The sequence below is a fragment of the Pseudomonas sp. genome (genome assembly GCF_049653025.1).
GTDB lineage: Bacteria > Pseudomonadota > Gammaproteobacteria > Pseudomonadales > Pseudomonadaceae > Aquipseudomonas.
Window position 1 is genome coordinate 712116 of sequence record NZ_JBASFM010000006.1, and the last position, 13104, is coordinate 725219.

A 13104-nucleotide genomic window follows, 5' to 3' on the forward strand; every position below is an offset into this window, starting at 1 on the left:
CATAAAAAGCCGGCGTGCACCCAGTGCGCACGCCGGCTTTTTTTTACATTCGATTAACCGGCGCGGCGCAGCAACCAGACACCCGCCAGCGCGCAGATACCAGCCGGAATCAACACCGCCAGCAGCGGCGAGAAGCCGAACACCAGGCTCGATGGACCGAGCAGGTCCTGGCTGATCTTGAACACGAAGCCCACCAGCACGCCGGTGAACACGCGCTGACCAAGAGTTACCGAGCGTAGCGGGCCGAAGATAAAGGAAATTGCCATCAGCACCAGCGCCGCCGTTACCAATGGCTGCAGCACCTTGGTCCAGAACGACAGCCAGTACTGGCTGTTATTCAGCCCCTGCGCGGCCAGGTAGTGGATGTAACTCCACAGCCCACTCATCGACAGGGCATCCGGGGCCAATACCACGGTGCCGAGCAGCTGTGGCGTCAGCTCGACATCCCAGCGCTCGCGATCCAGCTTGATCACTTCACTGCTGCGCTCGCGGAAATGCGTGGTCGCCACATCTTCCAGCTGCCAGTGGTCGCCCTGGTACTGCGCACGCCGGGCGAAGCTGGCCGACTGCATGCGACGGGCATCGTCGAAGCGATAACGTGTCACGCCGAACAGCACACCATTGGGTTGCACGGCGTTGATGTGCACGTACTCCTGACCCTGGCGATGCCACAGGCCGCGCTTGGCACTCTGCGCATCGCCACCGCCCTGGGCCATGGCACGACTGGCCTGGGCCTGGTTCTCGCTGTACGGGGCCAGGTATTCGCCAATCAGGATGCCGACCAACATCAGCACCAGCATCGGCTTCATCACCGCCCAGACAATCCGCCCGATCGACACGCCAGCAGCGCGCATGATGGTCAGCTCACTGTTGCTGGCCAGGCTACCGAGGCCAATCAGGCAGCCAATCAAGGCGGCCATCGGCAGCATTTCGTAAATACGCCGCGGAGCGGTCAGACACACGTACCAGAGCGCATCGAGCAGGCTGTAGCCGTCTTCGACATCACCCAGCTCGTCGATAAACGCAAACAGCAGCGCCAACCCCACGATGATCCCCAGCACGCCAAGAATGGCAACAAACACCTGGGCACCGATATACCTATCCAGCTTAACCACGGGCCACCTCCAGCACCGGACGACGAGCAGCCCAGCGCAACCGCAGCGGCTCCCAATAGAGCAACAGCAGCCCGATCAATGCGAACGCGCCATGCACCCACCACAAGCCCAGCGCCGTTGGAAGCTTGCCTTTATCCAATGCCCCGCGCGCGGCAATCAGCAGCGCCAGGTAAACCATGTACAGCAGGATGGCCGGCAGCAGCTTGAGGAACCGCCCCTGACGCGGGTTAACCCGAGACAGCGGCACCGCCAGCAGCGTGACCACAAACACCAGCACAGGGATCGACAAGCGCCACTGCAGCTCCGACTGCAACCGCGGTTTATCGCTGCCGATCAGCTCACGCGTAGGGATGGCTTCACGCTCGGTCACATCGGCGGCGACTTCGGGCTTGGGCAGCAGCACGCCATAGGTGTCGTACTTGATTGCGCGGTAATCGGCCTGCCCCGGATTACCGTCGTAGCGATAGCCGTCTTCCAGAATCAGGTAACGGCTACCGTCGGCCTGGATTTCCTGGCGCCCGCTTTGCGCGACCAGCACGGAAATGCCGCGCTCCTTGTCGCCGTCGGTGGACAACCGCTTCTCTGAGATAAACACCCCAGACAACTCACCGCGATCCGCCGACAGCTCTTCGGCGTAGGTCACCCGCGAGCCATTCCGCATTGCCTGAAAACGCCCAGGGGCCAGGGTATCCAGCTCGGTCATGGCGCTCTGCTGGTCGAGAATCTGCGCCACCTGGCCAACGCCCTGCGGTGCCAGGCCCAGGCTCAGCCAACCGGCCAGCAACGCCACCAGGGTGGCCGGCGCAAGGCTATAGACGAACAAGCGCTGCTGGCTCATGCCGGTCGCCGACAGCACGGTCATCTCGCTGTCCAGGTACAACCGGCCGTAGGCCAGCAGAATGCCGAGAAACAGCCCCAGCGGCAGGATCAGCTGCAAAAAGCCGGGAATCCGGTACGCCATAATCAGCAGCAGCACGCCCGGGTCGAGTAACCCTTGCGCCGCCTGGGCCAGATAACGAATAAAGCGCCCGCTCATAATGATCACCAACAGCACGGCACTCACCGCACTCAAGGTCAGCAACACTTCACGAGACAAATAACGGAAGACGATCAAACCAGACACTCCAGGGTTGTCAGGCTCAGGCGGCTAAGATCAAACTAGCCACACTGCTTGCCGGCTCGCCCAACTGGCGAACCATCGAAAAATAGCCGGCATTATCCTGCAATACCGACGCCTTGTCTTGGGGACACCACGTAATGGAATTTATTGTTAAAAGCGCACGCCCAGAAACACTAAAAACCGCCACCCTGGTTGTCCCTGTCGGCGAAGGCCGCAAACTCGGTGCGGCGGCCAAAGCCGTCGACACCACCAGCGCCGGCGCGCTCAGCGCCCTGCTCAAGCGCGGCGACCTGGCCGGCAAGCTCGGCCAGACCCTGCTGGTACACAACCTGGCAAACCTTAAAGCCGAACGCGTGCTGCTGGTCGGCACCGGCAAGGACAGCGAACTGTCTGACCGCCAACTGCGCAAATTGATCATCGCCGTGTACAGCAGCCTGAAAACCCTCGGCGGCAGCGACGCGGTACTGGCCCTCGATGAGCTGCAGGTCAAGGGCCGCGACAGCTACGGCAAAACCCGCCTGATGGTGGAAAGCCTAGCCGACGCCGGCTACTGCTTCGACCGTTTCAAGAGCCAGAAAGCTGAAGCCGGCGCACTGAAGAAGCTCACCCTGATCACTGACAAAGCCAACCTGGCCGACGCCGAGCGCGCCAGCACGCACGCCCAGGCGATTGCCGCGGGCATGGCCTTGACCAAGGACCTCGGCAACCTGCCGCCCAACCTCTGCCACCCCAGCTACCTCGCCGAAGAAGCCAAGAACCTGGGCAAGGCCTACAAGAACCTCAAAGTCGAAATCCTTGATGAGAAGAAACTCAAGGAACTGGGTGCCGGTGCCTTCCTCGCCGTAGCCCAGGGCAGCGACCAGCCGCCACGGGTGATCGTGCTCAACTATCAGGGCGGCAAGAAGACCGAGAAACCCTACGCCTTGGTCGGCAAAGGCATCACCTTCGACACCGGCGGCATCAGCATCAAGCCGGCCGCCGGCATGGATGAGATGAAGTACGACATGTGCGGTGCCGCCAGCGTGTTCGGCACCCTGAAAGCCGTGCTGGAGCTGCAACTGCCGATCAACCTGGTGTGCCTGCTGGCATGCGCCGAAAACATGCCCAGCGGCGGTGCCACCCGCCCAGGCGATATCGTCACCACCATGAGCGGGCAGACCGTGGAAATCCTCAACACCGACGCAGAAGGCCGCCTGGTGCTGTGCGACACCCTGACCTATGCCGAGCGCTTCAAGCCGCAGGCGGTGATCGACATCGCCACCCTGACCGGTGCCTGCATCGTCGCCCTGGGCAGCAATGTCTCCGGCCTGATGGGCAATAACGACGAGCTGGTGCAGCAGATTCTCGGCGCGGGCCTGGCTGCCGACGACCGCGCCTGGCAACTGCCGCTGTATGACGAATACCAGGAGCAGCTCGACAGCCCGTTCGCCGACATCGCCAATATCGGCGGGCCGAAAGCCGGCACCATCACTGCAGGCTGCTTCCTCTCGCGCTTCGCCAAGAACTACCACTGGGCGCACCTGGATATCGCCGGCACGGCCTGGATCAGCGGCGGCAAGGACAAAGGCGCAACCGGCCGCCCAGTGCCGATGCTGACGCAATACCTGCTGGATCGTTGCAGCGCATAACCTTCGGTGCCTGTGCAGGAGCGGTCTTGAGCACGATTGACTGGTAAGCTGCGCGCCTGTCAGCAGGCCGCCCCTGCAAATAACGCTGAAACTGTGCCGCCATGCCCCGAATAGAATTCTATGTACTCTCCACCGCCGTGCCGGCTGACCGCCTGCGCGCGGCCTGCCAACTGGCGATGAAAGCCTGGCGCGCCGGCCTGCCGGTGTTTCTGCGCGGCAGCAATGCGGCGCAGTGCGCTGAGCTGGACGACTGGCTGTGGCGCTTCAAGGCGGAAAGCTTCGTACCGCACAACCTGTATCAGGATGACGCCCAGGCACCCGTAGTGATCGGCCTGGACGAAGAACCGGCCAGCGCGCAGGGCGTGCTGATCAACCTTGGCAGCACGCTTTCAGCGCAAGTGGAGCGTTTCAGCCGGGTGATTGAAATCGTCAACCAAGAGCCTGACCTGCTGACCGCCTGCCGGGAGAATTTCCGCAGCTACCGTCAGCGCGGCTATGATCCAAAACGAGTTGAACTCTAGTTGCACACCATGGACAGTCCAAAACCGCCGCAAAAACCCGCGCAGCTGCTGAACGACCTGGAGTCGATTCGCGAACTGCTGGGCGATGAAAACCTTGAACCACCGCTGCTGATCGACACCATCGACCCCAACAGCATTCCCCTGCTCTCGGATATCGTCACCCCGCCACCGAGCGTCGCCGCCAAGCCGCCAAGCCCCAAGCCAGCCGTCATCACACCCGCGCAGAGCCTGCGCGCCACGGTGACCCAGAGCGTCAGCCGCGACAGCGAGATGAACCGCCTGGACAGCGAACTGCGCGCCGCCGCCCAGTTGATCCTGCAGGATGTGATCGACGACTTCGTGCCGCAGATCGAAGCCGAGCTGAAACGCCGCCTGGATGCCCGCCTAAGCCGCCTGCTGCCACCGCGTAGGCCGTAATCACCGGGGCAGGGTCAAGCCCTGCCCGCCAGTCAGCCGCACCACGCGCGCCCTTACGCCGTACAGGCCTTCCCCGCTATACTTGCCGGCTTTTCCGTCTAGCCGTCATAAGGGTCCCGCCGCGCATGGACAAGACCTACCAGCCGCACGCCATTGAAACCGCCCTGTACCAGAACTGGGAGGCGAACAACTATTTCGCCCCGCAAGGTTCGGGCGAGCCCTACACCATCATGATCCCGCCGCCGAACGTCACCGGCAGCCTGCATATGGGCCATGGTTTCAACAACTCGATCATGGATGCGCTGATCCGTTTCCGCCGCATGCAGGGCCGCAACACCCTGTGGCAGCCGGGCACCGACCACGCCGGCATCGCCACGCAGATGGTGGTCGAGCGTCAACTGGCCGCCGACGGCATCGGCCGCCATGATCTGGGCCGCGAGAAGTTCCTGGAGAAGGTCTGGGAGTGGAAGGAACAGTCCGGCGGCACTATCACCCGGCAGATCCGTCGCCTGGGCAGCTCGGTGGACTGGTCGCGCGAGCGCTTCACCATGGACGACGGCTTGTCCGAGTCGGTGAAGGAAGCCTTCGTGCGCCTGCATAAAGACGGCCTGATCTACCGCGGCAAGCGCCTGGTCAACTGGGACACCAAGTTCCACACCGCCATCTCCGACCTCGAAGTGGAAAACCACGACGAGAAGGGCCACCTGTGGAACCTGCGCTACCCGCTGGCCGACGGCAACAAGACCGCTGACGGCAAGGATTACCTGATCGTCGCCACCACCCGCCCAGAAACCATGCTGGGTGACAGCGCCGTCGCGGTAAACCCGAATGACGAACGCTACCAGGCGCTGATCGGCACCTTTATCGACCTGCCGCTGCTCGGCCGCCGTATTCCGATCATTGCCGATGATTACTGCGACCCAGAATTCGGCACCGGCTGCGTGAAGATCACCCCGGCCCACGACTTCAACGACTACGAAGTCGGCAAGCGCCACAACCTGCCGCTGATCAACATCTTCGACAAGAACGCCGCCGTACTGGCCACCGCCCAGGTGTTCAATATCGACGGCAGCGTCAACGCCACCTTCGATGGCAGCCTGCCAGCCGAATACGCCGGCCTCGACCGTTTCATCGCGCGCAAGCAGATCGTCGCCGCCTTTGACGCCGCCGGCCTACTGGTCAGCGTTGACGACCACGCCCTGAAAGTGCCGAAGGGCGACCGTTCCGGCACCGTGATCGAGCCGTGGCTGACCGACCAATGGTACGTCTCCACCAAGCCGCTGGCCGAAAAAGCCATCGCGGTAGTGGAAAGCGGTGAAATCCAGTTCGTGCCCAAGCAGTACGAAAACATGTACTTCAGCTGGATGCGCGACATCCAGGACTGGTGCATCAGCCGTCAGCTCTGGTGGGGCCACCGCATTCCGGCCTGGTATGACGATGCCGGCAACGTCTACGTCGGCCGTGACGAGGCGGAAGTTCGCGCCACGCACAACCTCGGCGACGCCAACCTGCGCCAGGACGAAGACGTTCTCGACACCTGGTTCAGCTCGGGCCTGTGGACCTTCTCCACCCTCGGCTGGCCGCAGCAAACCGCCGAGCTGAAGACCTTCCACCCCACGGATGTTCTGGTAACAGGCTTCGACATCATCTTCTTCTGGGTCGCCCGGATGATCATGCTGTCCACCCACCTGACCGGGCAGATTCCGTTCAAGACCGTGTACGTGCACGGCCTAGTGCGCGATGGTCAGGGCCAGAAGATGTCCAAGTCCAAGGGCAACGTGCTCGACCCACTGGATATCGTCGATGGCATTACCCTCGACGAGCTGCTGGAGAAACGCACCAGCGGCATGATGCAGCCCAAGCTGGCCGAGAAGATCGCCAAGCAGACCCGCGCCGAGTTCCCGGACGGCATCGCCGCCTATGGCACCGACGCCCTGCGCTTTACCAACCTGGCGCTGGCCTCCACCGGTCGCGACATCAAGTTCGACATGGGCCGCGTCGAGGGTTATCGCAACTTCTGCAACAAGCTGTGGAACGCCGCCAACTTCGTGCTGGAAAACACCGATGGCCAAGACACCGGTGTGAATGGCGAAGCCGTCGAGCTGTCCCCAGTGGACCGCTGGATCATTTCCGCGCTGCAGCGTACCGAGCAGGAAGTCACCCGCCAGCTCGACGCCTTCCGCTTCGACCTGGCCGCGCAAGCGCTGTACGAGTTCATCTGGGACGAGTACTGCGCCTGGTACCTGGAACTGGTCAAGCCGGTGCTGTGGGACGAAAACGCCCCGGCCGAGCGCCAGCGCGGCACCCGCCGTACACTGATCCGCGTGCTGGAAGTGGTCCTGCGCCTGGCCCATCCGTTTATGCCGTTTATCACCGAAGAAATCTGGCAGCGGATCAAGACTCAAGCTGGCGTCAGTGGCGAGACCATCATGCTGCAGGCCTGGCCCGTAGCGAACGAGAGCCGCATCGATGCCGCCGCCGAAGGCGATATCGAATGGGTCAAGCAGCTGATGCTCGGCGTACGGCAGATCCGTGGCGAGATGAAAATCTCCATGGCCAAGCGCATCGACATCATCGTCGCTAACGCCAGCGCAGAAGACCTGCGCCGTCTGGCCGACTTCGAGCCGCTGCTGAACAAGCTGGCCAAGCTGGAGTCGGTAAGCGTACTGGCTTCTGGCGAGGAAGCACCGATGTCCGCCACCGCTCTGGTCGGCGAGATGCAGGTGCTGGTACCGATGGCCGGACTGATCGACAAGGACGCCGAACTGGCGCGCCTGGACAAGGAAATCCAGCGTCTCTCCGGTGAAGTGCAGCGCGTCGGCGGCAAGCTGAGCAACGAAGGCTTTGTCGCCAAGGCTCCAGCAGAAGTGCTCGACAAGGAGCGCGCCAAGCTGGCCGAGGCCGAACAAGCCCTGAGCAAGATGGTTGAGCAGCGCGAGAAGATCGCCAACCTCTAAGCCCCTGCCCTGTGATCAAGGCCCGCCGTCGCAAGACCGCGGGCCTTTTTCTTGTGCGCCACCAGCCTGCCAGGTTAAACCTCAGTACTTTCCGCTGGCGGCCCGATCAGGCATGCTCGCCGGCTGCCTATAACAACAACCACAAGGGAATCGTCCATGTACGTACTGATGGCCCTGATCTTCGTCGCCGGTTACCTGTGCATAGCCTTGGAACACCCGCTGAAGATCGACAAGGCGGCTTCGGCCATTCTCACCGCCGTGTTCTGCTGGACGGTGCTGGTACTGGGCGCCGAAAGCCTTGTGCCAAGCCTGACCGGCGCCAATGGGCATGGCGTTACCGCCGAGTTGCGCCATCACCTGGGCGAGATCTCGGAGATCCTGTTCTTCCTCCTGGGCGCGATGACCATCGTTGAGCTGATCGACGCCCATGACGGTTTCAAGGTCATCACCGAGCGCATCCAGACCAACAAACGCGTAACCCTGCTGTGGCTGATCGGTTTTATCACCTTCTTCCTCTCGGCCGTACTGGACAACCTGACCACCACCATCGTCATGGTTTCCTTGCTGCGCAAGCTGCTCGACGACCGCCACGAGCGCTGGTTCTACGCCGGCATCGTGGTGATTGCCGCCAACGCTGGCGGGGCCTGGTCACCGATCGGTGACGTGACCACCACCATGCTGTGGATCGGCAACCAGATCAGCGCCGGCAGCATCATCACCGAGCTGTTTATCCCCAGCCTGGTCTGCCTGCTGGTGCCGCTGGCGCTGCTCAGCCTGCGCATGCGCGGTCAGTTCAATCGCCCCGCGGTGACTGACGAGGCGCAAGGCGAACCCACCACGCCGTTCGAACGCAACCTGGTGTTCGCCCTCGGCTTGGGCGCGCTGCTGTTCGTCCCGGTGTTCAAGACCGTGACGCATCTGCCGCCCTATATGGGCATCCTGCTGGGGCTGGGTGTGCTGTGGGTGGTCACCGAGTTGCTGCACCGCAACAAGAACACCGAAGAGCGCCATCCACTGTCGGTGGTTGGCGTACTGCGGCGGATCGACACCACCAGCGTGCTGTTCTTCCTCGGCATCCTGCTCGCGGTCTCCAGCCTGGCCACTGCCGGCCACCTGACCCAGGTCGCGGCCGCATTGAAGGACAGCCTGGGCAACGTCTACACCATCAACCTGGCCATCGGCCTGCTCTCCGCCGTGGTCGACAACGTTCCGCTGGTGGCCGGGGCAATGAAGATGTACCCGCTGATCAGCGCGGAAACCCTGGCCGCCAGCAGTGAAGCCAGTTGGCTGAGCAACTTCGTCGTCGATGGTGCCTTCTGGGAATTGCTCGCTTACTGCGCCGGCACCGGCGGCAGCTGCCTGATCATCGGTTCGGCAGCCGGCGTGGCGGCGATGGGTATGGAGAAGATCGATTTCATCTGGTACCTGAAGAACATCAGCCTGCTGGCCCTGCTGGGCTATCTGTCCGGCGCGGCGACCTATATCGCCATCGCCACGCTGGGCTAACCGCTTACTCGCAGAGGAATACAGGCTATGGACGTGAGCAAAACCCGCAGCAGCTTCTACCGCCGCCTGTATGTGGCCTGGCTGATCGACAGCGGCACCGCCAGCAGCGTGCCGGCCCTGATGAACGCCACCGGCATGCCACGGCGCACCGCCCAGGACACCCTGGCGGCGCTGGCCGAGCTGGATATCGACTGTGTATTCGCCCAGGACGCCGGTGAACGCAACAATGCCGGGCACTACCTGATCCGCGACTGGGGCGCGATCAACCCGCACTGGATTGCCGCCAACCTGGTGCAGATCAAAAGCGTGCTCGGTTACCCCTGAGCTGTCGCCGGCCTGGCCTGGTCGATCCCCCTGCACGGCCTATGCTTTGACTCAGGCTACGGAATATCCGCTAGCCAGCCGCGCTGCGTTGTGAATAATGCCCCGGCCCCTGCCGCCCGAACGGATTGCCATGCCTCGCCCACCGTCACGCCCCACTGCGCCCAAGCCCGCTGCTGCCAAGGGCCAGTTGCACCCGCGCAACCGCCACCAGGGCCGTTATGACTTCCCCGCCCTGATCAAAGCCAGCCCGGAGCTGGCGGCCTTCGTGATCATCAATCCGTACGGCAAGGAGAGCATCGACTTCGCCAACCCGGCGGCGGTCAAGGTGTTCAACCGCGCCCTGCTCAAGCAGCACTACGGCATCAGCCACTGGGACATTCCGGCGGACTACCTGTGCCCGCCGATCCCCGGGCGCGCCGACTACCTGCATTACCTGGCCGACCTGCTGGCCAGCAGCAACGCCGGCAAGGTGCCGAGCGGAGCCCAGGTGCGCGTGCTGGATATCGGCGTGGGGGCCAACTGCATCTACCCTCTGCTGGGACACCGCGAATACGCCTGGCAGTTTCTCGGCTCGGATATCGCCGCCAGCGCCATCGCCTCGGCCAAGGCCATCCTCCGGGCCAACCCGGGCCTGAGCGAGGCCATCGAACTGCGTCAGCAAATGGACAGCACGCAGATCTTCCAGGGCCTGCTGCGCAGCGACGAACGCTTCGACCTGACCCTGTGCAACCCGCCCTTCCATGCCTCGGCCGAAGAGGCCAGCAGCGGCAGCAAACGCAAATGGCGCAACCTGGGCAAGCTCGACCCCAAGCGCAAACTGCCGGTACTGAATTTCGGCGGGCAAGCCGCGGAGTTGTGGTGCCAGGGCGGCGAAGCGGCGTTTGTCAGCCGGCTGATCAAGGAAAGCGCACAGCACGCCCAGCAGGTGCTGTGGTTCAGCAGCCTGATTTCCAAGGCCGGCAACCTGCCGGGCGTCTACAGCGCGCTGAAAAAGGTCGGCGCACTGCACGTGCACACCGTGGAAATGACCCAGGGGCAGAAGCAGAGCCGCTTTGTCGCCTGGACCTTCCTCACGCCCGAGCAGCAGCAAAACTGGCGCAAAGAACGCTGGACGTAGTCGCCTAAAACGCTACCAGGGCAACCACCCGCCCAACCCCAGCCACAACCCGGCCAGGGTCATGCTCAGCACGGTGACCGGCACGCCGCTGCGGGCGAAGTCGGCGAAACTCAGCGGCACGCCCTGACGCCGCGCGCTTTCGGCAACGATCAGGTTGACCACGCTGCCAATCAGCAACAGGTTGCCGGCCAGCGTCGACATCACCGCCAGGCCAACCAGCAGCGCCTCGCTCGCATCCGGAGTCCCCCCCAGCAGCAGGATCACGAACGGCACATTGCCGATCAGGTTGCTGGCCAGCAGCGAGGCCGACGCCAGCGCGATCACCCCCTGCGGCAACAGTCCCGCCTCAGCCAGGCCACTGGCCACGCCCGCCACCTGCGGCAGACTCAAGGCCGCTCCGGTGACCACAAACAGCCCGGCGAACAGCAGCAACAGGTTCCAGTCGACCTTGTGTACGTAGTCGCGGCTATCCACCCGTCGCGACACCATCACCAGCACGGCAATCAGCAACGCGGAAATCTCCCGCGGCATGCTGCTGGAAAACAACCCGAGCAGTACCAGCGTCGCCAGCAACGGCTTGAGGTAACTGCGCACGCCATAGATGCGCTGCACCGGCGTTTCATCCAGCGCCAGCGGCTTGGCCACGCCCCAGCGCTTGCGCCATTGCAGCCAGATCACCGCGTAGGTGATGGCCAGCGCCGCCAGCGCGGGTGGGCCGGCAATCCAGGTATACGCCCAGAAATCCAGGCCACCGGCCTGGCCGATCAGGATGTTCTGCGGGTTGCCGATCAGGCTGGCCGCGGAACCAGCATTGCAGGACAACGCCAGCGCCAGCAGAAACGGCCGTGGATCGAGGCCGCGCGCCAGCAGGCTGTGGCACAGCAGCGGGGTCAGGGCAAAGGCGACGATATCGTTAACCAGCACCGCCGACAGCAGGCCGCCAAGCAGCACCACGCCCAGCAACAGCAACGCCGGCCGTTGCGCATAGTGGCTGAGCTGCTCATTCAGCCAGGCATACACCCCTGAGAAATCGAACTGCGCGCTGATCAACATCAGCGCCAGCAGCAGCAACAGCGCGCCCGCATCCAGATGGCTGGCCGCCTCGGCCGGCGACAGCGCGCCGCTCACCAGCAACAACACCGCCGCACAGCTGGCAATCCAGCTGCGATCAACACGCAGACCGCGAATACCGCCGGCGGCCATACCCAGGTAGGTCACTACAAACAGAATCGAAACGACCCAGAAGGTCATGCGCCAGCCATCCCCATTGCCCTGTCGCGAAATTGCGTTGCCGCACTCTAATGGCAAGCCGACGCAGAAAAAAGCCATGCCCGCCAGCGCCAACTCCCCAGGCCCGATCAAAGCCAGCAAGAAATGTAGGGTTTTAAAGCGCAGCAACTATTCTTAGGCTGTGACTGGGACTACTGTGCACGCTAGCGTTCTTCCCGAGTAAGCATTGCGCGCAATAGCGGTCGATTTGAGGAACATCAATGAAGTGCAGATCACTGTTCGCCGCAGTCAGCTTGCTGCTGAGTCTTTCAGCACACGCCAGCGAACAGCCAGAACTGAAGATCAGCGTCGGCGACTGGCCGCCCTATCTCTCCAGCGAGTTGAAACACAATGGCGTAATCGCCCATCTGATCAGCGACCTGCTCGCCGATGAAGGCTACCGCGTCAGCTTCCAGTTTCTACCCTGGCCGCGCGCCTACTCATCCGCAGCGGCCGGCCGCTTCGACGCCACCGCCGTGTGGATGCACAAGGCCGAGCGCGAGGCGGATTTCCTCTTCAGCGCGCCGCTGCTGGATGAACAATTCGTGTTCTTCCACCTGAAAAGCCTGCCCTTCGACTGGGCTAACTTCGACGACCTCACCGGCATGACCCTGGGTGGCGGCCTGGAATACAGCTACGGCCCGCAGTTCGACGCCTTTCTCGCCGAGGGCAAGGTGAAGATGGAGCGCGTCTCCAACGACCAGCAGAACTTCGACAAGCTGCTCAAGGAGCGCGTGGTGCTCTACCCGCAGGAAATGAACGTCGGCTACGCCGCCCTGCGCAGCCACTTCAGCCCGCAGGACCAGGCCAAGATCACCCATCACCCCAAGCCGCTGCTGGTCAACCTCAGTTACCTGATGCTGCCCAAGAGCCTGGCAGGCAGCCCGGCGCTGCTCGAACGCTTCAACAAACGCCTGCAGCACTACCGCGACAGCGGTCGCTATCAGCGTTACTTCGACGACCTGCAGCAAGGCAAATACCAGCTGCCGCCACCCACCACCCAGGCGACAGAGCCATAGCCCAGCCTTGCGCATAGCGGGCTAAAGTACGCTGGAGGATTGCATGCAACAGGTTTACAGCCACCATAAAAACCAATGGACGACACGACTCACGCGAGGCCGAACGCCACG

Annotated in this window: 11 protein-coding genes; 8 read left to right on the forward strand and 3 right to left on the reverse strand. The window is 63.0% G+C overall.

Annotated elements, in window-relative coordinates; translation table 11 throughout:
• Positions 1-53: 53 nt before the first annotated feature.
• Together lptG and lptF are read right to left on the reverse strand one after the other, a co-directional pair.
• Positions 54-1115 carry an LPS export ABC transporter permease LptG gene (lptG, locus tag WBK23_RS06405; RefSeq protein ID WP_424483123.1) on the reverse strand — a complete coding sequence of 354 codons (1062 nt, stop codon included), beginning with the start codon at positions 1113-1115 and terminating at the stop codon, positions 54-56.
• Positions 1108-2229: an LPS export ABC transporter permease LptF gene (gene lptF / locus WBK23_RS06410; protein ID WP_424483124.1), complete on the reverse strand. Its 1122-nt coding sequence runs from the start codon at positions 2227-2229 to the stop codon at positions 1108-1110. The genes lptG and lptF overlap by 8 nt, the downstream gene beginning before the upstream one ends.
• Before the next feature lie 143 nt (positions 2230-2372).
• On the opposite strand from lptF, the gene WBK23_RS06415 reads away from it, so the two are divergent.
• The 7 genes from WBK23_RS06415 to rlmF all read left to right on the forward strand — a co-directional run bounded on the left by WBK23_RS06415 (position 2373) and on the right by rlmF (position 10705).
• On the forward strand, positions 2373-3863 hold the full coding sequence (locus tag WBK23_RS06415) for a leucyl aminopeptidase (protein ID WP_424483125.1): 1491 nt from the start codon (positions 2373-2375) through the stop codon (positions 3861-3863).
• Positions 3864-3964: 101 nt separating this feature from the next.
• Complete coding sequence (locus tag WBK23_RS06420) at positions 3965-4384, forward strand: DNA polymerase III subunit chi (RefSeq protein ID WP_424483126.1); 420 nt, start codon at positions 3965-3967, stop codon at positions 4382-4384.
• Positions 4385-4393: 9 nt separating this feature from the next.
• On the forward strand, positions 4394-4801 hold the full coding sequence (locus WBK23_RS06425; RefSeq protein WP_424483127.1) for a DNA polymerase III subunit chi: 408 nt from the start codon (positions 4394-4396) through the stop codon (positions 4799-4801).
• Positions 4802-4926: 125 nt separating this feature from the next.
• Positions 4927-7758: a valine--tRNA ligase gene (locus WBK23_RS06430; protein WP_424483128.1), complete on the forward strand. Its 2832-nt coding sequence runs from the start codon at positions 4927-4929 to the stop codon at positions 7756-7758.
• 156 nt (positions 7759-7914) lie between these two features.
• A complete protein-coding gene (gene nhaD, locus WBK23_RS06435; RefSeq protein WP_424483129.1) occupies positions 7915-9264 on the forward strand; it encodes a sodium:proton antiporter NhaD in 1350 nt (449 codons plus the stop codon).
• 27 nt (positions 9265-9291) lie between these two features.
• Positions 9292-9588, forward strand: a complete 297-nt coding sequence (locus tag WBK23_RS06440; RefSeq protein ID WP_424483130.1) for a winged helix-turn-helix domain-containing protein — start codon at positions 9292-9294, stop codon at positions 9586-9588.
• Between the two features lie 97 nt (positions 9589-9685).
• Complete coding sequence (gene rlmF / locus WBK23_RS06445; RefSeq protein WP_424483131.1) at positions 9686-10705, forward strand: 23S rRNA (adenine(1618)-N(6))-methyltransferase RlmF; 1020 nt, start codon at positions 9686-9688, stop codon at positions 10703-10705.
• A 12-nt stretch (positions 10706-10717) separates the two neighbouring features.
• Here rlmF and WBK23_RS06450 read toward each other — a convergent pair whose 3' ends face one another.
• Positions 10718-11956, reverse strand: coding sequence for an SLC13 family permease (locus WBK23_RS06450; protein WP_424483132.1), 1239 nt, complete (start codon positions 11954-11956; stop codon positions 10718-10720).
• Positions 11957-12195: 239 nt separating this feature from the next.
• Here WBK23_RS06450 and WBK23_RS06455 point away from each other — a divergent pair, with 239 nt between their 5' ends.
• Positions 12196-12993, forward strand: coding sequence for a substrate-binding periplasmic protein (locus WBK23_RS06455; RefSeq protein ID WP_424483133.1), 798 nt, complete (start codon positions 12196-12198; stop codon positions 12991-12993).
• Positions 12994-13104: the final 111 nt, after the last annotated feature.

Coding starts and splice junctions, on each gene's coding strand:
- WBK23_RS06415 (WP_424483125.1), top strand. CDS start 2,373: ATGGAATTTATTGTTAAAAGCGCACGCCCAGAAACACTAAAAACCGCC.
- nhaD (WP_424483129.1), top strand. CDS start 7,915: ATGTACGTACTGATGGCCCTGATCTTCGTCGCCGGTTACCTGTGCATA.
- WBK23_RS06430 (WP_424483128.1), top strand. CDS start 4,927: ATGGACAAGACCTACCAGCCGCACGCCATTGAAACCGCCCTGTACCAG.
- WBK23_RS06440 (WP_424483130.1), top strand. CDS start 9,292: ATGGACGTGAGCAAAACCCGCAGCAGCTTCTACCGCCGCCTGTATGTG.
- WBK23_RS06455 (WP_424483133.1), top strand. CDS start 12,196: ATGAAGTGCAGATCACTGTTCGCCGCAGTCAGCTTGCTGCTGAGTCTT.
- WBK23_RS06450 (WP_424483132.1), bottom strand. CDS start 11,956: ATGACCTTCTGGGTCGTTTCGATTCTGTTTGTAGTGACCTACCTGGGT.
- WBK23_RS06420 (WP_424483126.1), top strand. CDS start 3,965: ATGCCCCGAATAGAATTCTATGTACTCTCCACCGCCGTGCCGGCTGAC.
- rlmF (WP_424483131.1), top strand. CDS start 9,686: ATGCCCCGGCCCCTGCCGCCCGAACGGATTGCCATGCCTCGCCCACCG.
- WBK23_RS06425 (WP_424483127.1), top strand. CDS start 4,394: ATGGACAGTCCAAAACCGCCGCAAAAACCCGCGCAGCTGCTGAACGAC.